Source organism: Pedococcus sp. 5OH_020, from assembly GCF_027812955.1.
Taxonomy (GTDB): Bacteria; Actinomycetota; Actinomycetes; order Actinomycetales; family Dermatophilaceae; genus Pedococcus.
On the sequence record NZ_JAPYZV010000006.1, the window covers coordinates 202,749 to 224,436 of the forward strand.

Sequence of the window (21,688 nt, forward strand, 5' to 3'; positions counted from 1 at the left end):
GCCCCGGAGCACCGGTGAGACTCCGGTCACGCGGTGACCTGGCTCACGGCAACCGGGGACTTTCAGTGCGTCTCGTACGCGGGCTCGACGAGCTCGACCAACACGCCGCCAGCGTCCTTCGGGTGGATGAAGTTGACCCTCGAGTTCGACGTGCCGCGGCGCGGCTCGTCGTAGAGCAGCCGCAGCCCGCGCTCGCGAAGCACCTGGCTCACGGCCTCGACGTCCTCGACCCGGTAGGCCACCTGCTGCACTCCCGGCCCCGACTTGTCGAGGAACCTGGCGATCGTGGACTCGGGAGTCAGCGGAGCGAGCAGCTGGATGTGCGAACCACTGCCCCCCACGTCCATCATCGCCTCGCGGACGCCCTGCTCCTCGTTGACCTCCTCGTGGGCCAGAGTCATGCCATAGGTGTCGCGGTAGAAGGCGACCGCCTCGTCGAGGTCGCGCACCGCCACCCCGACGTGGTCGATGGCCGTGAAGAGCTCGTGCGGAAGGGCGTTCATGTCGTTCACCTTAGGACCCGTCCGGGTGCTTCCACCTGAGTCCTGCGTCACGGGCGCCGGTCCTCGGCAGGGTTGTCCGCCCCTAGACTGACGCGCATGTCCGCCCTGTCCAGGGACGACGTCGCGCACCTCGCCGGCCTCGCCCGCATCGACCTGTCCGACGCCGAGCTCGACCGAATGGTCGGAGAGCTCGGTGTCATCCTCGAGTCCGTCGCGAAGGTCCAGGAGGTGGCGGCCCAGGACATCGAGCCGATGTCCCACCCGCTGCCGCTGACCAACGTGACACGCCCGGACGAGGTGCGGCCGTCTCTGGGCGCAGAGGCGGCACTGGCCGGTGCGCCTGCGCAGGAGCAGCAGCGGTTCTCGGTGCCGCGGATCCTCGCCGAAGACTGACCCGCGGCAGCCGTTGAGCCGGTAGAGAGCCCGGTAGAGAGCCCGTAGAGAACCAGCAGAGAACCAGGACCACTCGTGAACTCCGACATCACCCGCTCCAGCGCAGCCGAGCTCGCTCACGCGCTCGACTCGCGCGAGGTCAGCTCCGTCGAGGTCGTGCAGGCCCACCTGGACCGCATCGCGGCCGTCGACGCCGACGTGCACGCCTACCTCCATGTCGACGCCCAGGGTGCGCTGGAGGCGGCGCGCGAGGTCGACCAGCGGCGTGCCGCGGGGGAGGAGCTCCACGTCCTCGCGGGGGTCCCCATCGCGGTGAAGGACGTCATGGTGACCAAGGGCATGCCGACGACGTGCGGCTCGAAGATCCTGCAGGGCTGGATGCCGCCCTACGACTCCACCGTGGTGGCCCGGCTGCGGGCCACCGGCATGCCGATGCTCGGCAAGACCAACATGGACGAGTTCGCCATGGGCTCGTCCACCGAGCACTCCGCATACGGCCCGACGCACAACCCGTGGGACCTTTCCCGGATCCCCGGTGGCTCGGGCGGTGGTTCGTCAGCGGTCGTGGCGGCGTACGAGGCACCCCTGGCGATCGGTACGGACACCGGTGGCTCGATCCGCCAGCCGGCGGCCGTCACGGGCACCGTCGGAGTGAAGCCCACGTATGGCGGCGTCTCCCGGTACGGCCTGGTCGCGCTGGCCTCCAGCCTGGACCAGGCAGGCCCGGTGACGCGCACCGTCCTGGACGCTGCGCTGCTGCACTCGGTCATCGGCGGCCACGACCCGATGGACTCCACCTCCATCGACGCCCCCGTGCCGGCTGTCGTCGAGGCGGCCCGGCGAGCGGAGGTGCGGGGCCTGCGGGTCGGGATCATCAAGGAGCTGGGCGGGCAGGGGTACCAGGCGGGGGTGCAGGCGCGCTTCGAGGAGTCGGTGCAGCTCCTGCAGGACGCGGGCGCGGAGGTCGTGGAGGTCTCCTGTCCGAGCTTCGACTACGCCCTGGCCGCCTACTACCTGATCCTGCCCAGCGAGGCGTCGTCCAACCTGGCCAAGTTCGACGCCATGCGCTACGGCCTGCGCGTGCTCCCCGAAGGCGTGCGGGACCCAAGTGCCGAGGAGGTCATGGCAGCCACCCGCGACGCGGGCTTCGGCGACGAGGTCAAGCGCCGCATCATCCTGGGCACCTACGCGCTGTCCAGCGGGTACTACGACGCGTACTACGGCCAGGCGCAGAAGGTCCGGCGCCTCATCGCCGACGACTTCGTCACAGCGTTCGGCCAGGCCGACGTGCTCCTGAGCCCCACCTCTCCGACGACGGCCTTCAAGCTCGGCGACAAGCTGGACGACCCGATGTCCATGTACCTGCAGGATGTCGCCACCATCCCGGCCAACCTCGCCGGCGTACCGGGAATGTCGCTGCCCAGTGGGCTGGCCGACGAGGACGGTCTGCCGACCGGCATCCAGATCCTTGCTCCGGCGACCCAGGACCAGCGGCTGTACGGCGTGGGCGCGGCGCTGGAGAAGATGCTCACCGAACGCTGGGGTGGCCCGCTGCTGAGCAGGGCCCCCGAGCTGACCGCGAAGGGAGCGTGACCCGCATGGCGACCGCTGTCACCGAGGACGTCGTCGACTACGACGAGGCCCTGGAACGGTACGACCCCGTCATGGGCCTGGAGGTCCATGTCGAGCTCAACACCGCCACGAAGATGTTCTGCGGCTGCGCGACCGAGTTCGGGGCAGAGCCCAACAGCCAGGTGTGTCCGGTCTGCCTCGGGCTGCCCGGCGCGCTGCCTGTGGTCAACGCCAAGGCGGTGGAGTCAGCCATCAGGATCGGACTGGCCCTCAGCTGCCAGATCGCCCCGTGGTGCCGCTTCGCGCGGAAGAACTACTTCTACCCGGACATGCCGAAGAACTTCCAGACCAGCCAGTACGACGAGCCCATCGCCTTCGAGGGGCATCTCGACGTGGAGGTCCCGGCGGCCATCGGAGACGGCACCGAGATCTTCCGGGTGGAGATCGAGCGGGCCCACATGGAGGAGGACACCGGCAAGTCGCTCCACGTGGGAGGCGCGACGGGTCGCATCCACGGCGCCGAGTACTCGCTCGTCGACTACAACCGGGCCGGCATCCCCCTCATCGAGATCGTCACCAAGCCCTTGACCGGTGCAGGCAAGCGCGCTCCCGAAGTGGCCAAGGCGTACGTCGCGGCGCTGCGCGACCTGCTGCGGGCCCTCGGGGTGTCGGACGTGAAGATGGAGCAGGGGTCGCTGCGCTGCGACGCCAACGTGTCCCTGCGTCCCAGAGCCGCGGCGGGCAGCGAACAGGAGACGGTCCCGCTGGGTACCCGCACGGAGACCAAGAACGTCAACTCCCTGCGTAGCGTCGAACGTGCCGTCCGCTACGAGATCAGCCGGCAGGCGGCGGTCCTGGACCGGGGCGACAGGGTCACGCAGGAGACGCGGCACTGGCACGAGGACACGGGCGTCACGACGTCCGGCCGTGAGAAGTCCGACGCGGAGGACTACCGCTACTTCCCCGAGCCGGACCTCGTCCCCGTGGCGCCGACCCCAGAGACGGTGGAACGGCTTCGGGCCACCCTGCCGGAGCCACCGTCGCAGCGTCGCAGGCGGCTGCAGCAGGACTGGGGCTACAGCGACCTGGAGATGCGCGACGTGATGAACGCCGGGGCGGTCGAGCTCATCGAGGAGACCGTGGCTGCCGGTGCGACACCCGCAGCGGCCCGCAAGTGGTGGACCGGCGAGCTGGCCAGACGTGCGAACGCCGAGGGTCGGGCAGTCGAGGACTTCGGGGTCACCCCTGCCCACATCGCGGAGCTGGACGGGCTCGTGCGGTCCGGACGGCTGAACGACTCGATGGCGCGTCAGGTCCTCGACGGGGTGGTGGCCGGGGAGGGCGGCCCCACGGAGGTGGCGGACGCTCGTGGGCTGGAGCTCGTCCAGGACGACGGAGCCCTGGAGGCCGCCGTGGACAAGGTGATCGCCGCCAACGCGGACGTCGCCCAGAAGGTTCGGGACGGCAAGGTGCAGGCTGCCGGTGCCCTCATCGGACAGGTCATGAAGGAGCTGAGGGGCCAGGCCGACGCAGGCAGGGCGCGCGAGCTCATCCTGGCCAAGCTGGGCTGAGCCGGGCCGCCGCCGACAGGCTGGCGTGGACGGGGTCAGGTCCCTTCTCGGCCCGGCGGGAGTCGTTCAACGCACGGCCGACAGGGGCAGCGCCAGGACGTGGTCGTCCCCCGGTCGCGGGTCGCCGCGGAACGTGTTGCTCGTCAGGAGCCACAGCCGGTGGTCCGGCCCCAGCACGACGTCCCGCAGCCGGCCGTACCTGCCGTGGAGAAGGCGTTCGGGTCTACCTACGCCGTTGCCCTGCAAGGGCACTCGCCACAGCGACTCACCTCGAAGTGCCGCGAGGTAGACCGCCCCGCCGGCCACCGCGACTCCGCTCGGTGACGCCTCCGACGTGGGCCACTGGACCAGAGGGTCGACCAGACCCACTCTCCCAGCCCGGCCCTCCACGGTCGGCCAGCCGTAGTTGCGACCCGGCTGGATGAGGTTCAGCTCGTCCCAGGTGTCCTGTCCGAACTCGCTGGCGTACATCCTGCCGTCCGGAGCCCAGGCGATGCCTTGGACGTTGCGGTGACCGTACGTCCAGACCGGCGAGTCACCGAACGGGTTGCCCGGCGCCGGTCTGCCTTCTTGCGTGACTCGGAGGATCTTTCCTCCGAGCGAACCGCGGTCCTGCGCGTGTGCCGTCTCACCGGCGTCTCCGGTGGTGACGTAGAGGTAGCCGTCCGGGCCGAACGCCAGCCGCCCGCCGTTGTGGCGGCCCGCCTTCGGAATCCCCGTGAGGATGGCCCGGGAGTCGGTCAGCCGGTCGCCGTCCAGGGTGACGCGCAGCACCCGGTTGTCCCCGGCGGCGGTGAGGTAGACGAACAGGTGATGGTCTCGCGCGAAGGTGGGGGAGACTGCAAGCCCCAGCAGCCCGCCCTCGCCTCCGGGCGTGACGCCCGGCACCCTGCCCAGTGAACGCCCAGCCTGCCCACCGGTGAGCCGGACCACCTCGCCGCGGTCCCGAAGGGTCGCCAGGGCAGTGCCGTCGGGGAGGAACGCGATCGCCCACGGCACCTCCAGCCCCGTCGCCACAGTGGAGGACGTGGTGACCGACGTCGTCCCGGGTGTTGAGGGAAGGGAGGTCGTGGACGCCCGCTCCGACGTGGCCGTCCCGGTGGAGGGCTGTTCAGAGGTGGCCGTCGCTGCGTCGGACGGCCCTCCCGACGTGGCCGTCGCAGCGTCGGACGCCGGTCCGCCGGAGGTCGTGCAGGCGGCGACCATCAGCAGCGGCGCGACGAGGAAGGCCCAACATGTTCTGACGGGGCGTCGGCCTGCGCTCGTCGGCTGCGTCATACCCCATTGTGCTTCAGCGGTGGGTCACCAGCAGGTGGGCCGGAGTCTCGGCGCTGCCACCTCGCGGCTACCTTGGGGTCCATGACTCTCGTGACGCTTCCGGGGCAGGAGTGGGTGGATGCCGTCGGTCCGGTGTCGGGCCTGGAGCTTGCCGTCTGGGAGCTCGACGGCCCGCCCGACCGAGCGGAGGAGGTCAAGGTCGTCGTGCCGCCCTACATCGGGGGCGGCGGCCGGATCCCGGCTCTGCGCCACACGCCGGGCGTCGACCTGGTGCAGCTGCTGACGGCCGGCTACGAGGACGTCCTGGCCGCGCTCCCGGACGGCCTGCGGCTGGCCAACGCCGCCGGCGTGCACGACGCGTCGACCGCCGAGCTCGCGGTCGGGCTCACGCTGGCGTCCCTGCGCGGGTTCCCCGAGCTGGTCACGGCTCAGAGCGAGCGGACCTGGTTGCCCACGACCATCCGGCCGGCGCTGGCGGACCGCCGAGTGCTGGTCCTCGGCTACGGGTCCATCGGGCGTGCGGTCGCCGCCAGGCTCGCGCCCTTCGAGGTGACCCTGACCGCGGTGGCCAGCCGTGCCAGAGCCGGCGACGACCTCGTGCCTTCCGTGCACGGTGTCAACGAGCTGCGGGAGCTCCTGCCGGACCACGACGTCGTTGTCGTCATCGTGCCCCTCGGTCCCGCCACCGCCAGGCTGGTCGACGACGCGTTCCTGCGCTCCATGCCCGACGGGTCCCTCCTGGTGAACGTCGCTCGGGGTGGGGTGGTGGACACCGACGCCCTCGTCGAGCACACCCGGTTCGGGCGGATCCGCGCCGCCCTCGACGTGACCGACCCTGAGCCGCTGCCGCCGGAACACCCGCTGTGGGCGTCGCCCGCCGTGATGATCACCCCGCACGTGGGCGGCGCCTCGACCGCGTTCATGCCAAGGGCCGTACGACTCCTGCAGGAGCAGCTCAGCGCGTATGCCGCCGGGCGGCCCCTGCGAAATCTCGTCACCTGAGCGGACCCCACTGTCGGCGGGCGGTGCCACTATGGCCCTATGAGGCAGACCATCGTGGGTATCGGGACGCGCAAGGGGCTCTGGCTGGCGCGCAGCGAGGACCGGCAGTCATGGCAGCTGGACGGGCCGCACTTCCTCATGAGCGAGGTGCTCTCCCTGCTCTTCGACACCCGAAGCGACCCACCGCGGCTGCTCGTCGGTTTCCGCTCCTCGCACTGGGGCCCGTCGCTCCAGCACTCCGACGACCTGGGCGCGAGCTGGGTCGAGCACCCCGAGGGCTCCATCCGGTTCCCGCCGGACACCGATACGGCGCTGAAGGCGACCTGGCAGCTGGTGGCGGACCCGCACGACCCCGACGTCGTGTGGGCCGGCACGGAGCCGCAAGGCCTGTGGCGCAGTGAGGACAGGGGCGAGACCTTCGAGCTGAACCGGGGGCTGTGGGAGCATCCTCACCGGCCGCAGTGGGGCGAGGGCTACGGCGGCGGGGCCATCCACACCGTCCTACCGAACCCCCAGGATCCCGAGTCGATGCTGGTCGCGATGAGCACCGGCGGCGTCTACAACACCCGCGACGGCGGGTCCTCGTGGGCACCTGGCAACACCGGGATCCACGCCTACTTCATGCCTCACGACGAGTGGCCCGAGTTCGGCCAGTGCGTCCACAAGGTGGCTCGCGACGCCGTGGTAGCGACGCGGCTGTACGCCCAGAACCACCGAGGCGTCTACCGGTCGGACGACGACGGGGTGACGTGGGTGTCGATCGAGGAGGGCCTGCCGACGAACTTCGGCATGACGGCCGTAGCGCACCCACGCGAGGGAGACACGCTCTGGCTGGTCCCGATCGCCTCTGACGGCGAGCGCATCCCACCTGGGGCCCAGCTGCAGGTGCAGAGAACCGACGACGCAGGCAAGAGCTGGCGGACCCAGCAGCAGGGACTGCCGTCTCCGAGCTACACCAACGTCCTTCGCGACGCTGCGGGCACCGACACCCATCAGGACACCGGGCTCTACGTCGGCACGCGCAACGGCGAGGTCTACGCCTCCACGGACGGCGGCGAGTCGTTCTCCCTCGTGGCGCAGCAGCTGCCCGACGTCCTGTGCGTCCGGGCCGTCACCCTGTCATGACGGCCAAGGTGGTCCTGCCGGGACTGCTGCGGGACCTGGCCGACGGGGCCGCCGAGCTGCCGGTGGAGCTGCAGTCGCAGGCGTCCCTGGGTGAGCTCCTCGATGCCGCCTTCGCGCCCTGGCCCATCCTGGCGACCAGGGTCAGGGACGAGCGCGGTGAGATCCGGCGTCACGTCAACGTGTTCGTCGACGGAGAGGACGCCAAGAGGGCTCAGGGGGTGCTCACGCCGGTCACTCCCAGCTCGACCGTGCACGTCGTCAACGCTGTGTCGGGCGGCTGAGGTCCAAAGGGACGACGGTCGCCGGGGCCCGCCTGGGTCCTTGGGACGGCGCTGTGCGTGGGGTCAGCCGGCCCAGACCCCGCTGTCCCACGCCCGCGCCAGAGTGTCCAGGTGCGGCCCGAGGTCCCAGCCGCGCTCGGCGAGCCAGCCGTCGTCCCGGTAGCTCGCGGCATACCGCTCCGCACCGTCGCACAACAAGGAGACGACGCTGCCGCCCTCGCCGGCCTGCGCCAGCTCGCAGGCCAGCCGAAGCGCGCCGTAGAGGTTCGTACCGGTGGACGCCCCGGCGCGCAGACCGGTCCGGTCCGACAGGAAACGCATCGCAGCGACCGAGGCGGCGTCCGGGACGAGCATCATGCGGTCCACGACCGACGGCACGAAGCTGGGCTCCACCCGGGGCCGCCCGATCCCCTCGATCCGCGACCCGCAGGCTGCCCGCACTCCCTGATCGTCCTCGAGGAAGGCCGGCAGGAAGGCGGAGTTCTCCGGGTCCACGACGCACAGCCGGCTGGCCAGCCCCCGGTACCGCACGTACCGGCCGATGGTCGCGCTGGTGCCACCGGTCCCGGCGCCCACCACCACCCAGGACGGCACGGGGTGACGTTCGCGGCCCATCTGGTCGAAGATCGACTCTGCGATGTTGTTGTTGCCTCGCCAGTCGGTGGCCCGTTCGGCGTAGGTGAACTGGTCCAGGTAGTGACCGCCCAGCTCCTGCTCGAGCTGACGGGCGACCTCGTAGACCTCACCCGCGTCCTGGACCAGATGACAGCGCCCACCCTCGCGCTCGATCAGCGCGATCTTCTCGGCGCTGGTGGACCTCGCCATGACGGCGATGAACGGCAGCTCGAGCATGCGCGCGAAGTACGCCTCGCTCACCGCAGTGGAGCCGCTGGAAGCCTCGATCACGGTCGTGCCCTGGCGGAGCTGGCCGTTGCAGAGGGCGTAGAGGAAGAGCGACCGGGCCAGCCGGTGTTTCAGGCTGCCCGTCGGGTGAGTGGACTCGTCCTTGAGATAGAGGTCGACGCCGGGAATGCCGGGGACCGGTACGTGCACCAGGTGTGTGTCGGCGCTGCGGTTGGCGTCCGCCTGGATCCGGCGCACGGCCTCGTCCAGCCAGGCGCGGTCGGTGGGTACGCCCGCGAGCACGTCGACGAAGCCTGGAGCCTGTTCCATGGGTCCTTCCTGGGTGAGTGAGGGCGCCTGTAGCTGTCAGTACCTGTAGCCGGCTTGGGGCTGTCGAGGCTATCGCCCGGTATCGAGCGCCGTGAGGGCAGTGATGCCGAGCAGCGGGGCGGTGGCTCGGGACGTCGCGCCGGCGACGCATCCCGGGCCCGATGGCAGCCGGTCCAAGACTGGTCTGCATCCGTGAACGGGTCCATGCTCGATGTATGACGCACGCGGGCGACGACAAGGTGCTGATCCTTCTGCGCCACGCCAAGGCGGAGCAGGCTCCGGGTAAGCCGGACCACGAGCGGGAGCTGACGGGGCGTGGTCGGCGCGATGCCGAGGCGGCGGGGTCGTGGCTGCACGAGCACGGCCTCGGTCCCGAGCTTGTGCTGTGCTCCACAGCGATCCGCACCCGTCAGACCTGGGCGGCCGCGGTGGACGGTGGCGCCTGTGGCGAGAGCGTCGAGTATGACGACGGCCTCTACTCCGGCGGTGCCGAGCGGGTGCTGCGGACCGTCCGGGAGTCGGCCGCGCAGGCGCAGGTGGTCCTCGTGGTCGGCCACAACCCCACCATGGCAGCTCTGGCGAGCAGGCTCTCCGACGGTGACGGCTCGCGGGCGGCGCACGACTGCCTGGCTGCCGGCTTCCCCACCTGCTCCCTCGCGGTGCTCCGGTATGCAGGGCCGTGGCGGGACCTCGACTTCGGCACCGCGCTGCTGGAGCGCTGCCACGTGGCCCGCGACTGAGCTCGGCGGGTGAGACCCGCGTCCCACCTCGTGGACCACCGGCCTAGACTCTCGCACCATGACGACCACCGAGCCAGGTACCCGCGACGGCGTCGACATCAAGCCCCGCTCCCGTGACGTCACGGATGGTCTGGAGAGGGCGGCCGCGCGCGGCATGCTGCGCGCCGTCGGTCTCGGCGACGACGACTTCGCCAAGCCGCAGATCGGCGTCGCGAGCTCCTGGAACGAGATCACGCCCTGCAACCTCTCGCTCGACCGCCTTGCCAAGGCGGTGAAGGACGGAGTCCATGCCGCCGGCGGCTTCCCGCTCGAGTTCGGCACGATCTCGGTCAGCGACGGCATCTCCATGGGCCACGAGGGGATGCACTTCTCCCTCGTCAGCCGGGAGATCATCGCCGACTCCGTGGAGACCGTGATGAACGCCGAACGGCTCGACGGGTCGGTCCTGCTCGCCGGCTGTGACAAGTCCCTTCCGGGGATGCTCATGGCCGCGGCGCGTCTGGACCTCTCCTCCGTGTTCCTGTATGGCGGGTCCATCCTGCCGGGCGTCGCCAAGCTGTCGGACGGGTCGGAGAGGACCGTGACCATCATCGACGCCTTCGAGGCGGTGGGCGCCTGCGCTCGCGGCCTGATGTCACGGGAGGACGTCGACGCCATCGAGCGGGCGATCTGCCCTGGGGAGGGCGCGTGCGGCGGCATGTACACCGCGAACACCATGGCGTCGGTCGCCGAGGCGATCGGGATGTCCCTGCCCGGGTCGGCCGCGCCCCCCGCGACGGACCGGCGGCGCGACGGCTTCGCTCGGAAGTCCGGCGAGGCGGTCGTGGAGCTCTTGCGTCGCGGCATCACCGCACGCGACATCATGACCAAAGAGGCGTTCGAGAACGCCATCGCCGTGGTGATGGCCTTCGGAGGCTCCACGAACGCCGTCCTGCATCTTCTCGCGATCGCGCACGAGGCGGAGGTCGACCTGACGCTCGACGACTTCGTCCGGGTCGGCGCGAAGGTGCCGCACCTGGCTGACGTGAAGCCGTTCGGCCAGTACGTCATGACCGACGTCGACCGGGTCGGCGGCGTACCGGTGGTCATGCGCGCCCTGCTCGACGCCGGCCTCATGCACGGTGACTGTCTGACCGTCACCGGCCGCACCATGGCGGAGAACCTCGCGCACATCTCCCCGCCGGACGTCGACGGCAAGGTGGTCCGCGCCATGCAGGAGCCGATCCACCAGACGGGTGGCATCACCATCCTCAAGGGCACGCTGGCGCCGGAGGGTGCCGTGGTGAAGTCGGCCGGCTTCGACTCCGACGTCTTCGAGGGGACCGCTCGGGTGTTCGACGGCGAGCGCGCCGCGATGGACGCGGTCGAGGAGGGCACCCTCACGGCCGGTGACGTGGTCGTCATCCGGTACGAGGGCCCCAAGGGCGGCCCCGGCATGCGCGAGATGCTCGCCGTCACGGGTGCCATCAAGGGCGCCGGCCTCGGCAAAGAGGTGCTGCTGCTCACCGACGGGCGCTTCTCCGGGGGCACCACGGGGCTGTGTGTCGGGCACGTCGCTCCGGAGGCCGTGGATGCCGGGCCCATCGCGTTCGTGCGCGACGGTGACCGGATCACCCTCGACGTGGCCAACGGCGTGCTCGACCTGCACGTCGACCCGCAGGAGCTGGCGCGTCGGGCGGAAGGGTTCGAGCCGCCGCAGCCGAAGTACCCCAAGGGCGTGCTCGCCAAGTACCGCAAGCTCGTGGGCAGCGCCAGCGGCGGGGCCGTGTGTGGCTGACCCCACTCGGGCCGACGACGTTTGCCAACCGACTCGACCGGACTCGTGATCTTGTGCGTGTCGCCCCCTCGAGGGCGTGGACACTCACAACTTCGTGAGTCTGGTCGAGGAACGGTTGGGGCATCGAGTGCTGAGACGCGGGTCCGGATCGTGGGACCGACTGTCTGGCGCGTTGACACCTCGGCGGCGGCGGCGGGAGAGTGCAGGGGTGGCACGAATTCTCGTACTTCCCTAGCGCGCAGGCTCTCCCCAGAGCCAGCGCGCTGCCCTCCGTCGTCCCGGCCCGGGACTGGAGGGTTTTTTTGTGGCCAGACACCAGCGAGAACCGAAAGCGGTAGACGACAGTGAGCGACGCGAAACCGGGACCGACGCCGGCGCCCAGTCCCAGCCAGATGGCCCAGCAGGCCCGAGCCAAGGCTCCGGCGGGGGTCACGGGCGCCCAGAGCCTCGTGCTGGCCCTCGAGGCCATGGACGTCGACACCGTCTTCGGCATCCCCGGTGGCGCGATCCTGCCCGCGTACGACCCGTTGCTCGACTCCGTGAAGGTGCGCCACATCCTCGTACGCCACGAGCAGGGTGCCGGCCACGCGGCCGAGGGCTACGCCAGCGCCACCGGCAAGGTGGGCGTCTGTATGGCGACGTCCGGGCCGGGGGCGACCAACCTCGTCACGGCGATCGCCGACGCCTACATGGACTCCGTGCCGATCGTCGCCATCACGGGCCAGGTCAGCTCCGCCGCCATCGGCACGGACGCCTTCCAGGAGGCGGACATCCGCGGCATCACCATGCCGATCACCAAGCACAACTACCTCGTCACCGACGCCTCCCAGATCCCGCGCGTCGTGGCGGAGGCCTTCCACATCGCCTCCACGGGACGGCCGGGGCCGGTCCTGGTGGACATCTCCAAGGACGCACTGCAGGCCCGGACCACCTTCTCCTGGCCACCGAAGTTCGACCTGCCGGGCTACCGCCCGGTCGCGCGCCCCCACAACAAGCAGATCCGCGAGGCGGCGCGGCTCATCGCGCAGGCCCGCCGACCGGTGTTCTACGTCGGCGGGGGAGTCATCCGTGCCGGCGCGTCACAGGCCCTGCGCGAGTTCGTGGACCTCACCCAGATCCCCGTCGTCACGACCCTGATGGCCCGGGGCGCGGTGCCGGACAGCCATCCGCTGCACCTCGGCATGCCCGGGATGCACGGCTCGGTCGCGGCCGTGACGGCCCTGCAGAAGGCCGACCTGCTGATCACCCTGGGCGCTCGCTTCGACGACCGGGTGACCGGTCAGCTGTCGACCTTCGCCCCGGAGGCGAAGGTCATCCACGCCGACGTCGACCCCGCTGAGATCTCCAAGAACCGCACGGCCGACGTTCCGATCGTCGGCGACGTCCTGGACGTCATCCAGGAGCTGAAGGGCGCGGTGGCTGCGGACCAGGCAGCCGGTCATTCGGGGGACTACGGGGCCTGGCAGGACCTGACGGCAGGATGGAAGTCGACGTTCCCCCTCGGGTACTCCACGCCCGAGGGTGGGGACACGGTCGCGCCGCAGCACGTCATCGAGCGCATCGGCGCCATCAGCGGTCCGGAGTCGGTGTACGTGGCAGGGGTGGGGCAGCACCAGATGTGGGCGGCGCAGTTCGTCCAGTACGAGCGTCCCAACGCCTGGCTTAACTCGGGGGGTCTGGGCACCATGGGGTATGCCGTGCCCGCCGCCATGGGCGCCAAGGTCGCCCAACCCGACCGCACGGTGTGGGCCATCGACGGGGACGGCTGCTTCCAGATGACCAACCAGGAGCTGGCGACCTGTGTCATCAACAACATCCCGATCAAGGTCGCGATCATCAACAACAGCAGTCTCGGCATGGTGAGGCAGTGGCAGTCGCTCTTCTACAACGAGCGCTACTCGAACACCGACCTGCACACCTCGGTAGGCTCCCGGATCCCTGACTTCGTCAAGCTGGCAGAGGCGTACGGCTGCGTGGGGCTGCGGTGTGAACGACCGGAGGACGTCGACGCCACGATCAAGAAGGCCATGGAGATCAACGACGTCCCGGTGGTCGTCGACTTCGTCGTCCATCGGGACGCCATGGTGTGGCCGATGGTCCCCGCGGGCGTGAGCAACGACGCGATCCAGGTGGCCAAGGACACCGCGCCACAGTGGGACCGCGAGGACGACGAGGCGGACGAGCAGGGTGTGGTCGACCAGCTCGAGGCCGGCCGGGAGGGGAGGTAGCAGCCATGAGCAAGCACACGCTCTCCGTCCTGGTGGAGAACAAGCCCGGCGTCCTGGCCCGCATCGCGGCGCTGTTCTCGCGCCGGGGCTTCAACATCGACTCGCTGGCCGTGGGACCGACGGAACATCCGGAGATCTCTCGCATGACCGTGGTCGTGGATGTCGAGGCGCTCCCGCTGGAACAGGTGACCAAGCAGCTCAACAAGCTCGTCGAGGTCCTGAAGGTCGTCGAGCTCGAGCCCACGGCATCAGTGCAGCGGGAGATCCTGCTGGTCAAGGTGCGCACCGACCTGCACAGCCGTAGCCATGTCCTGGAGACGGTCCAGCTCTTCCGGGCCAAGGTCGTCGACGTGGCCAGCGACACCCTCACCATCGAGGTCACCGGGAACCGCGACAAGCTGTCGGCGTTCCTGGAGGTGCTCGAGCCCTTCGGGGTCAAGGAGCTGGTCCAGTCCGGGATGGTGGCGATCGGGCGTGGCAGCCGCTCCATCACGGACAGGGCCCTGCGCTCGGCCTAGCGGCCACCCTGGACGCAACACGGCTTCATACCGCCTGCACGAAGAGTTTCCGAACCCACGCAAGACACGACAGAAGGAGTTGGCCACCGTGGCCGAGATGTTCTACGACGACGACGCAGACCTGAGCGCGATCCAGGGCAAGAAGGTGGCCGTCATCGGCTACGGCAGCCAGGGGCACGCCCACGCGCTCAACCTGCGCGACTCGGGGGTCGACGTCCGCGTCGGTCTGGCCGAGGGCAGCAAGAGCCGCCCCAAGGCGGAGGCAGAAGGGCTCACGGTGAGGTCGGTCGCCGACGCCGTCAAGGAGGCCGACCTCGTCGTGATCCTCACCCCTGACCAGGTGCAGCGGACCGTGTACGCCAACGACATCCAGCCCAACCTGCGCGAGGGGGCCGCCCTGCTGTTCGGCCACGGCTTCAACATCCGGTTCGGGTACATCAAGCCCGAAGCCGGCTCGGACGTCCTCATGGTGGCTCCCAAGGGCCCCGGTCACCTGGTGCGCCGCGAGTACGTCGACGGGCGCGGCGTACCGGTCCTGCTCGCCGTCGAGCAGGACCCCTCGGGAACGGCGTGGGACCTCGCCAAGTCCTACGCCCGGGCCATCGGCGGCCTTCGGGCCGGCGGGATCAGGACCACGTTCACCGAGGAGACGGAGACGGACCTCTTCGGCGAGCAGGCAGTGCTCTGCGGTGGTGCTAGCCAGCTCATCCAGTACGGCTTCGAGACTCTGGTGGAGGCGGGCTACCAGCCCGAGGTCGCCTACTTCGAGTGCCTGCACGAGCTGAAGCTGATCGTCGACCTGATGGTCGAGGGCGGCATCGCCAAGCAGCGGTGGTCGGTGTCCGACACGGCCGAGTACGGCGACTACGTGTCGGGGCCGCGGGTCATCGACGCCCACGTCAAGGAGAACATGCAGGCGGTGCTGGCCGACATCAAGAACGGGGCCTTCGCACAGCGGTTCATCGACGACCAGGATGCAGGCGGGCCCGAGTTCCAGGCGCTGCGTGAGAAGGGTGCCCAGCACCCCATCGAGGCCACCGGCAAGGAGCTTCGCAAGCTGATGAGCTGGATCAAGGAGACGGACAGCGACTACGTCGAGGGCTCCGCGGCGCGCTGACGGGGCGCCGCGACGACCCCGTCCTCGGGCGCCGAAGTCTGGGACTTCGGCGCCCGACGCGGCGTGTCCCTCCGAAGTCCCAGACTTCGCAACAGGAGTCACCCGGGTCCTTGCCGAAGTCCGGGACCTCGGCGCCCGGCCCGGCGTGTCGCTCCGAAGTCCCGGACTTCGGAAGCGCGGGGGAGGGGGACGAGCGGGGTGGGTGGGATGTGTGCGGGCGTGTCACATAGCGAGCAGACCATCCACATACTGGGCGTCGCCTTATGCTTGCCCCGGACACTCCGTCGTGCCGACCCTCATTCTCGTGACCTACCGAAGGACTGACACGTGAGCAAGCCGATCGTCCTCCTTGCTGAAGAGCTGTCGCCGGCGACCATCGACGCCCTCGGGCCGGACTTCGAGACCAGGACGGTGGACGGGGCGTCCCGCGAGGCACTGCTCCCAGCCCTCGCGGACGTCGACGCCGTGCTGATCCGGTCAGCGACCAAGATGGACGCCGAGGCCATCGCCGCGGCGAAGAACCTCAAGGTCATCGCCCGCGCCGGCGTCGGTCTGGACAACGTCGACGTGCCGGCCGCGACCCGGGCAGGGGTCATGGTGGTCAACGCCCCGACGTCCAACATCACCTCGGCCGCGGAGCTGGCCGTCGGACTGCTGCTCGCCACGGCCCGCAACATCGCCCCGGCGAACCAGGCTCTCAAGGCCGGCGCCTGGAAGCGAAGCAAGTATGGCGGCGTGGAGCTGCTCGACAAGAAGGTCGGCGTGGTCGGCTTCGGTCGGATCGGGCAGCTGGTGGCCGAGCGGCTCAAGGGCTTCGGTATGGAGATCCTCGCGTACGACCCCTACGTGTCGGCCCAGCGCGCGGGGCAGCTCGGCGCCCGGCTGGTCAGCCTCGACGAGCTGCTGGAGCAGAGCGACTTCATCACCGTCCACCTTCCCAAGAGCCCGGAGACGCTCGGGCTCATCGGCAAGGAGGCGCTGACCAAGGTCAAGCCCAGCGTGCGCATCATCAACGCGGCGCGGGGCGGCATCGTGGACGAGGCGGCGCTCGCCGAGGCCCTGCGGGAAGGACGCGTCGCCGGGGCCGGCATCGACGTGTTCGCGACCGAGCCCACCACCGAGAGCCCCCTGTTCGAGCACGAGTCCGTCGTCGTCACGCCTCACCTCGGTGCATCCACCGAGGAGGCGCAGGAGAAGGCCGGCGTCGCGGTCGCGCGGTCCGTGCGGCTGGCCCTCGGCGGCGACCTCGTCCCAGACGCGGTCAACGTCTCCGGGGGTGCCGTCCCGGAGGAGGTCCGCCCCGGAATCGCGCTGGTGGAGAAGCTGGGCAGGATCTTCACCGCTCTTGCGGGGTCCGTCCCCGTGCAGCTCGACGTCGACGTCAAGGGCGAGATCACCGAGCACGACGTCTCGATCTGGAAGCTCGCCGCCCTCAAGGGCCTGTTCACGGACGTCACCGAGGACCCGGTCACCTACGTCAACGCGCCCCTGATCGCCGAGCAGCGTGGTTGCGAGGTGCGGCTGCTGACGGACCCCGCGACGCCGGACTTCCGCAACGTGACGACGCTCCGCGGCACGCTGGCCGACGGCAGCACCGTGTCGGTCGCCGGCACCCTGACCGGGCCCCGCCTGGTCGAGAAGGTGGTAGGGGTCAACGGGTTCGATCTCGAGGTCCCACTGTCGGAGCACCTCGCGTTCTTCACCTACGTCGACCGTCCGGGCGTGATCGGCACCGTGGGGCGCCTGCTCGGCGACGCGCAGGTCAACATCGACAGCATGCAGGTGGCCCGCAACGAGAAGGGCGGCCAGGCCCTCGTCGCCCTGACGGTCGACAGCGTCATCCCGGCGGACGTGCTGAGCGCCATCGTGAACGAGGTGGGCGCGCAGGTCACCGTGGTGGACCTCGCCGACTGACGCCGTACCCGTCCAGCGCCACCCGCCTGCCGGTGGGTCCCCCCGGGGGCCAACCGGCAGTGTCGTTGATCGGCCCGCGCTGCCCCGGGCAGCGTCGTAGGCCCATGCCCGGTGCCTGGGCCGCCGTCCAGAGGCGTCTCACGACGTGGGAAACGGCTGTCGGATAGTTGGACGTCCACGTAATCTCGAAGCATGGCGCGGCAGCTGGTGATTCTTAGCCGCCGCGGCGAGTTCCGGTAGTCAGCCCACTCGCCGCGGAGATCCCGCGTGCGTGGCTGGCTGGGCGCCCCGCATCCGGCGAGTGCCCCGAGAACCTTTCCGAACGTCAGATTTCCTGTTGCGGCAGGCAGTTTCCAAGGACTGAGCATCATGAGCGAAGAAGCACAGAAGGCCCGTCAGGCCCTGCAGGAGTCGATGGACCTGCGCGAGCAGGGTCACTCCGACGACTGACCCACGGCTTTTCCATGGCCTCCAGCACGGCCAGCGCGACGACCTCATCGGCCAAGGCCGTTGAGGTCGTTCGTCATGTGAGACGCAGATATCAGAGTGCAAGACGGTCCGTAGGGTGAGGACCATGGCTGCCCAGACCCTCAGCACCGAGACCGTGAGCCTCGCCGTGATCGGGGGAGACGGCATCGGCCCGGAGGTGGTGGCGGAGGGGCTCAAGGTCCTCGAGGCCGTTACGCAGGGCAGCGGCACCAAGTTCCACGCCACCGAGTACGACCTCGGTGCCCGGCGGTGGCATGCGACGGGGGAGACCCTCCCGGAGTCGGTCCTGGAGGAGCTTCGGGGCCACGACGCCATCCTGCTGGGCGCGATCGGCGACCCGACCGTCCCCAGTGGCGTCCTGGAACGAGGGGTGCTCCTACCCCTGCGCTTCGCCCTCGAGCACTACGTCAACCTGCGCCCGGCCAAGCTCTACCCCGGCGTCCAGAGCCCGTTGGCAGTCGAGCGGGTCGCTCCCGACGGCATCGACTTCGTCGTGGTCCGAGAGGGCACCGAGGGACCGTACGTCGGCAACGGCGGCTCCCTGCGTACCGGCACGCCGCACGAGATCGCCACCGAGGTCAGCGTCAACACCCGCTTCGGTGTGGAGCGGGTGGTGCGGGACGCGTTCGCGCGTGCGCAGGCACGGCCGCGTCGTCACCTCACGCTCGTGCACAAGCACAACGTCCTGACCCATGCCGGTCACCTCTGGCGTCGTACGGTCGAGGCGGTAGGGCAGGAGTTCCCCGACGTGACGACGGCCTACCAGCACGTCGACGCCGCCACGATCTTCCTGGCGACCGACCCAAGCCGCTTCGACGTCATCGTCACGGACAACCTCTTCGGCGACATCATCACCGACATCGCTGCGGCCATCGCCGGCGGCATCGGCCTGGCTGCCAGCGGCAACATCAACCCCCAACGCACCACCCCGAGCATGTTCGAGCCGGTGCACGGCTCAGCCCCGGACATCGCCGGTCAGGCGAAGGCCGACCCGACCGCGACCATCCTCTCGGTCGCCATGCTGCTGGAGCACCTCGGACGCCATGACGAGGCCCGTCAGGTGGAGGCGGCTGTCGCCGCCGACCTCGCGGAGCGAGGAACCGCCGTACGGTCCACCCCGCAGGTCGGCGACGCCATCGCCGGTCGGCTCTAGACCCCCCGCGGCGCTCCCGACTCCTGCCCGACGGCAGGATGGGGCAGGTAACCTCGGCAGGAGACCCGCATCGACGCAGGAGGACTCCATGAGCCAGACCGCCGCACCGCTGACCTTCGAGGTCACCCGCCGCACCGACCCCCGGTCGCACGCGGAACGCGAGGCGGTACTGGCGGACCCCGGCTTCGGCATGACCTTCACCGACCACATGCTCACCGCGACCTGGACCAAGGGCCAGGGCTGGCACTCCGGGAGGATCGCTGCCTACGGGCCCATCTCGCTGATGCCCTCGGCGGCGGTCCTGCACTACGCGCAGGAGATCTTCGAAGGGATGAAGGCATACCGGCACGAGGACAGCTCCGTCTGGACCTTCCGTCCGGAGGCCAACGCCCAGCGGATGATCCGCAGCGCCCGACGGATGGCGCTCCCAGAGCTGCCCGAGGAGGACTTCCTCGCCTCCCTGCGCGCCTTCGTCGAGGTCGACCAGGCCTGGGTCCCCGCCTACGGGACCGGTGAGACGAGCCTCTACCTGCGCCCGTTCATGTACGCCTCGGAAGCGTTCCTGGGGGTCCGTCCTGCCGCGGAGGTGACCTACTCGGTTATCGCCTCGCCCGCCGGCGCCTACTTCAGCGGGGGCATCAGGCCGGTGACGATCTGGCTCTCGCAGCACTATGCCCGTGCCGGCGAGGGCGGCACCGGGGCAGCCAAGACAGGTGGCAACTACGCCTCGAGCCTGGCCGGGCAGCTCGAGGGCATCGAGAACGGCTGCGACCAGGCCGTCTTCCTCGACTCCTCTACGCACACCAACGTCGAGGAGCTCGGCGGCATGAACCTGTTCTTCGTCACCAAGGACAACCGGCTCGTCACTCCGGAGCTGACCGGCTCGATCCTGGAGGGGGTCACGCGTTCCTCGGTGCTCCAGCTGGCCAAGGAGATGGGGCTGCAGCCGGAGGAGCGCAAGGTCCCGATCCAGGAGTGGAAGGACGGTGCGGCCAGCGGCGACATCGTCGAGGTCTTCGCGTGTGGCACGGCGGCGGTGATCACCCCGGTCGGCGAGCTGCGCTGGGAAGGCGGCTCCTGCGACCACCGACGCGGCGTCGACTACGGCGAGGTGACCAGGAGCATCCGCGAGCGGCTGCTGGACATCCAGTACGGACGCGCCGAGGACCCCTTCGGGTGGATGACGAGGCTCGTGTAAGGGACCCCTGGCCTGGCGTCAATGGTCTATGCGCAGACCATTGACGCCACGCTGCTGATGGGTGAATGATCCGGTCACGCCTTTGTCCGCCGGACAATGGTCCGCTGCCAGACGTATTCGAGGTGACCCATGAGCGTTCCTCCAGACACGTCCACCATCGACGACGACGCCGCACGACTGGCGGAGCTCGGCTACAAGCAGGAGCTCCACCGTGGGATGAGCGGCTTCTCCAACTTCGCCGTCTCGTTCTCGATCATCTCCATCCTGGCCGGCTGCATCACGACGTACTACCTGGCCATGGATGCCGGAGGACCCGTGGCCATCACCATCGGGTGGCCGCTGGTCGGCGTCTTCGTCCTGTGCGTGGCGCTGGCCATGGCGGAGATCTGCTCGGCGTACCCGACCGCCGGTGGGCTGTACTTCTGGGCCGGCCGGCTGGCCCGCACCAACAAGCGGGCCTGGGCCTGGTATGTCGGGTGGTTCAACTTCCTCGGCGAGGTGGCCGTCACCGCGGCGATCGACTACGGCGCCGCCATCACCTGGACGGCCCTGCTCAACCTCGTCTTCGGGGCGCCCGTCTCCGCCACCTCGACCTTCGTCGCGTTCCTGGTGATCATCGTGCTGCACGGGCTGCTGAACACCTTCGGCGTCAACCTGGTCAGGCTGCTCTCCAACGTGAGCGCGTGGTGGCACCTGGCCGGCGTCGCCATCATCGTGGCGGTGCTGGCCTTCGTCCCGGACCGCCACCAGTCCCTGTCCTGGACGTTCACCGAGTTCCGCAACCAGACGGGGTTCAGCAACGGGCTCTACGCCTTCCTGATCGGCCTGCTCATGGCGCAGTACACCTACACCGGGTACGACGCCTCGGCCCACGTCGCCGAGGAGACCAAGAGTGCGGCCACCGAGGCGCCGAAGGGCATCGTCCGCAGCGTCTGGGTCTCGATCGTGGCGGGCTGGGTCCTGCTCATCGCGGTGACAGCGTCGATCCAGAACTATGCCGCCGAACGCACCTCCGAGACCGGCCTGCCGCCGGCGCAGATCTTCATCGACGCGGCGGGCGCCACCCTCGGCAAGCTGCTGCTGTTCATCTGCGCCGTGGCCCAGTTCTTCTGCGGGATGGCGTCCGTGACGGCGAACTCCCGGATGTCGTACGCCTTCTCCCGTGACAACGCGCTGCCGGGCTCCCAGCTGTGGTCGAAGGTGAACCCGCGCAGCGGCACGCCGACAAACTCGATCTGGCTGTGTGTGGCGGGGTCCATCGTCCTGACCCTTCCGGCGCTCAAGAGCCTGACCGCCTACTTCGCCGTCACCTCCATCGCCGTGATCGGCCTCTACATCGCGTACGCCGCCCCGGTGCTCCTACGGCGGGTCAACCCGGACTTCCGGGAGGGCCCCTGGTCGCTGGGCCGGTGGAGCCCGGTGATCGGGTGGGTCGCCGTGGTGTGGGTGGGCTTCATCGTCATCCTCTTCATGCTTCCGCAGTACGCACCCGGGACGTTGGGCGACAGCACCTTCAACTACGCCCCCGTCGCGGTGGTCGTGGTGTTCGCCTTCGCCACCGTGTCGTGGCTGGTGGGGGGCCGCCACCACTTCATGCGCGACGTGCCAGAGGGCCACGACACCAAGCCGGCCCGTGAGCTGCTGCGTGACTGAGGC

The 21,688-nt window shown here is 69.8% G+C and carries 18 protein-coding genes; 15 read left to right on the forward strand and 3 right to left on the reverse strand.

Going from position 1 to position 21,688, the window contains the following annotated elements:
* Window positions 1-62: 62 nt before the first annotated feature.
* A complete protein-coding gene (gene mce / locus PHA84_RS12960) occupies window positions 63-503 on the reverse strand; it encodes a methylmalonyl-CoA epimerase (RefSeq protein WP_270888533.1) in 441 nt (146 codons plus the stop codon).
* A gap of 96 nt (window positions 504-599) precedes the next feature.
* Here mce and gatC point away from each other — a divergent pair, with 96 nt between their 5' ends.
* The 3 genes from gatC (at window position 600) to gatB (ending at window position 4,039) form a co-directional block, all read left to right on the forward strand.
* Entirely contained in the window at window positions 600-896 is a 297-nt protein-coding gene (gene gatC / locus PHA84_RS12965) for an Asp-tRNA(Asn)/Glu-tRNA(Gln) amidotransferase subunit GatC (protein ID WP_270888534.1), read from the forward strand.
* A 75-nt stretch (window positions 897-971) separates the two neighbouring features.
* Window positions 972-2,489 (forward strand): Asp-tRNA(Asn)/Glu-tRNA(Gln) amidotransferase subunit GatA, encoded by a 1,518-nt coding sequence (gatA, locus tag PHA84_RS12970; RefSeq protein ID WP_270888535.1) that lies wholly within the window; start codon window positions 972-974, stop codon window positions 2,487-2,489.
* Between the two features lie 5 nt (window positions 2,490-2,494).
* Complete coding sequence (gene gatB, locus PHA84_RS12975) at window positions 2,495-4,039, forward strand: Asp-tRNA(Asn)/Glu-tRNA(Gln) amidotransferase subunit GatB (protein WP_270888536.1); 1,545 nt, start codon at window positions 2,495-2,497, stop codon at window positions 4,037-4,039.
* Between the two features lie 66 nt (window positions 4,040-4,105).
* On the opposite strand, the gene PHA84_RS12980 is transcribed toward gatB, so the two are convergent.
* A complete protein-coding gene (locus PHA84_RS12980; protein WP_270888537.1) occupies window positions 4,106-5,317 on the reverse strand; it encodes a PQQ-dependent sugar dehydrogenase in 1,212 nt (403 codons plus the stop codon).
* 81 nt (window positions 5,318-5,398) lie between these two features.
* Between PHA84_RS12980 and PHA84_RS12985 the strand changes: the two genes are divergently transcribed.
* The 3 genes from PHA84_RS12985 to PHA84_RS12995 are packed head-to-tail and all read left to right on the forward strand — an operon-like array spanning window position 5,399 to window position 7,725.
* Complete coding sequence (locus tag PHA84_RS12985; protein ID WP_270888538.1) at window positions 5,399-6,319, forward strand: 2-hydroxyacid dehydrogenase; 921 nt, start codon at window positions 5,399-5,401, stop codon at window positions 6,317-6,319.
* 39 nt (window positions 6,320-6,358) lie between these two features.
* On the forward strand, window positions 6,359-7,444 hold the full coding sequence (locus tag PHA84_RS12990) for a WD40/YVTN/BNR-like repeat-containing protein (RefSeq protein ID WP_270888539.1): 1,086 nt from the start codon (window positions 6,359-6,361) through the stop codon (window positions 7,442-7,444).
* Entirely contained in the window at window positions 7,441-7,725 is a 285-nt protein-coding gene (locus PHA84_RS12995) for a MoaD/ThiS family protein (protein ID WP_270888540.1), read from the forward strand. The genes PHA84_RS12990 and PHA84_RS12995 overlap by 4 nt, the downstream gene beginning before the upstream one ends.
* 63 nt (window positions 7,726-7,788) lie before the next feature.
* Here the strand turns inward: PHA84_RS12995 and PHA84_RS13000 are convergent, their stop codons facing one another.
* Entirely contained in the window at window positions 7,789-8,898 is a 1,110-nt protein-coding gene (locus tag PHA84_RS13000; protein ID WP_270888541.1) for a PLP-dependent cysteine synthase family protein, read from the reverse strand.
* A 215-nt stretch (window positions 8,899-9,113) separates the two neighbouring features.
* On the opposite strand from PHA84_RS13000, the gene PHA84_RS13005 reads away from it, so the two are divergent.
* The 9 genes from PHA84_RS13005 (at window position 9,114) to PHA84_RS13045 (ending at window position 21,685) form a co-directional block, all read left to right on the forward strand.
* Window positions 9,114-9,638 carry a SixA phosphatase family protein gene (locus PHA84_RS13005; protein ID WP_270888542.1) on the forward strand — a complete coding sequence of 175 codons (525 nt, stop codon included), beginning with the start codon at window positions 9,114-9,116 and terminating at the stop codon, window positions 9,636-9,638.
* Window positions 9,639-9,696: 58 nt separating this feature from the next.
* Complete coding sequence (gene ilvD, locus PHA84_RS13010) at window positions 9,697-11,415, forward strand: dihydroxy-acid dehydratase (protein WP_270888543.1); 1,719 nt, start codon at window positions 9,697-9,699, stop codon at window positions 11,413-11,415.
* Window positions 11,416-11,807: 392 nt separating this feature from the next.
* Window positions 11,808-13,643, forward strand: coding sequence for an acetolactate synthase large subunit (locus tag PHA84_RS13015; protein WP_442952888.1), 1,836 nt, complete (start codon window positions 11,808-11,810; stop codon window positions 13,641-13,643).
* A gap of 5 nt (window positions 13,644-13,648) precedes the next feature.
* Window positions 13,649-14,161 (forward strand): acetolactate synthase small subunit, encoded by a 513-nt coding sequence (gene ilvN / locus PHA84_RS13020; RefSeq protein ID WP_270888545.1) that lies wholly within the window; start codon window positions 13,649-13,651, stop codon window positions 14,159-14,161.
* Between the two features lie 88 nt (window positions 14,162-14,249).
* The gene (ilvC, locus tag PHA84_RS13025) at window positions 14,250-15,278 is read left to right on the forward strand and encodes a ketol-acid reductoisomerase (protein ID WP_270888546.1); all 1,029 of its coding nucleotides are present in this window, start codon (window positions 14,250-14,252) and stop codon (window positions 15,276-15,278) included.
* A gap of 327 nt (window positions 15,279-15,605) precedes the next feature.
* Window positions 15,606-17,192, forward strand: coding sequence for a phosphoglycerate dehydrogenase (gene serA / locus PHA84_RS13030; protein ID WP_270888547.1), 1,587 nt, complete (start codon window positions 15,606-15,608; stop codon window positions 17,190-17,192).
* A 574-nt stretch (window positions 17,193-17,766) separates the two neighbouring features.
* A complete protein-coding gene (locus tag PHA84_RS13035; RefSeq protein ID WP_270888548.1) occupies window positions 17,767-18,834 on the forward strand; it encodes a 3-isopropylmalate dehydrogenase in 1,068 nt (355 codons plus the stop codon).
* 88 nt (window positions 18,835-18,922) lie between these two features.
* Window positions 18,923-20,032: a branched-chain amino acid aminotransferase gene (locus tag PHA84_RS13040; RefSeq protein ID WP_270888549.1), complete on the forward strand. Its 1,110-nt coding sequence runs from the start codon at window positions 18,923-18,925 to the stop codon at window positions 20,030-20,032.
* A 129-nt stretch (window positions 20,033-20,161) separates the two neighbouring features.
* Window positions 20,162-21,685 (forward strand): amino acid permease, encoded by a 1,524-nt coding sequence (locus PHA84_RS13045; RefSeq protein WP_270888550.1) that lies wholly within the window; start codon window positions 20,162-20,164, stop codon window positions 21,683-21,685.
* Window positions 21,686-21,688 lie beyond the last annotated feature (3 nt).

Excerpts from the sequence above, each read along its gene's own strand:
- mce (WP_270888533.1), bottom strand. The coding sequence starts at position 503 with ATGAACGCCCTTCCGCACGAGCTCTTCACGGCCATCGACCACGTCGGG.
- gatC (WP_270888534.1), top strand. The coding sequence starts at position 600 with ATGTCCGCCCTGTCCAGGGACGACGTCGCGCACCTCGCCGGCCTCGCC.
- gatB (WP_270888536.1), top strand. The coding sequence starts at position 2,495 with ATGGCGACCGCTGTCACCGAGGACGTCGTCGACTACGACGAGGCCCTG.
- PHA84_RS12980 (WP_270888537.1), bottom strand. The coding sequence starts at position 5,317 with ATGACGCAGCCGACGAGCGCAGGCCGACGCCCCGTCAGAACATGTTGG.
- PHA84_RS12985 (WP_270888538.1), top strand. The coding sequence starts at position 5,399 with ATGACTCTCGTGACGCTTCCGGGGCAGGAGTGGGTGGATGCCGTCGGT.
- PHA84_RS12990 (WP_270888539.1), top strand. The coding sequence starts at position 6,359 with ATGAGGCAGACCATCGTGGGTATCGGGACGCGCAAGGGGCTCTGGCTG.
- PHA84_RS12995 (WP_270888540.1), top strand. The coding sequence starts at position 7,441 with ATGACGGCCAAGGTGGTCCTGCCGGGACTGCTGCGGGACCTGGCCGAC.
- PHA84_RS13000 (WP_270888541.1), bottom strand. The coding sequence starts at position 8,898 with ATGGAACAGGCTCCAGGCTTCGTCGACGTGCTCGCGGGCGTACCCACC.
- PHA84_RS13005 (WP_270888542.1), top strand. The coding sequence starts at position 9,114 with ATGACGCACGCGGGCGACGACAAGGTGCTGATCCTTCTGCGCCACGCC.
- ilvD (WP_270888543.1), top strand. The coding sequence starts at position 9,697 with ATGACGACCACCGAGCCAGGTACCCGCGACGGCGTCGACATCAAGCCC.
- PHA84_RS13015 (WP_442952888.1), top strand. The coding sequence starts at position 11,808 with ATGGCCCAGCAGGCCCGAGCCAAGGCTCCGGCGGGGGTCACGGGCGCC.
- ilvN (WP_270888545.1), top strand. The coding sequence starts at position 13,649 with ATGAGCAAGCACACGCTCTCCGTCCTGGTGGAGAACAAGCCCGGCGTC.
- PHA84_RS13035 (WP_270888548.1), top strand. The coding sequence starts at position 17,767 with ATGGCTGCCCAGACCCTCAGCACCGAGACCGTGAGCCTCGCCGTGATC.
- PHA84_RS13040 (WP_270888549.1), top strand. The coding sequence starts at position 18,923 with ATGAGCCAGACCGCCGCACCGCTGACCTTCGAGGTCACCCGCCGCACC.
- PHA84_RS13045 (WP_270888550.1), top strand. The coding sequence starts at position 20,162 with ATGAGCGTTCCTCCAGACACGTCCACCATCGACGACGACGCCGCACGA.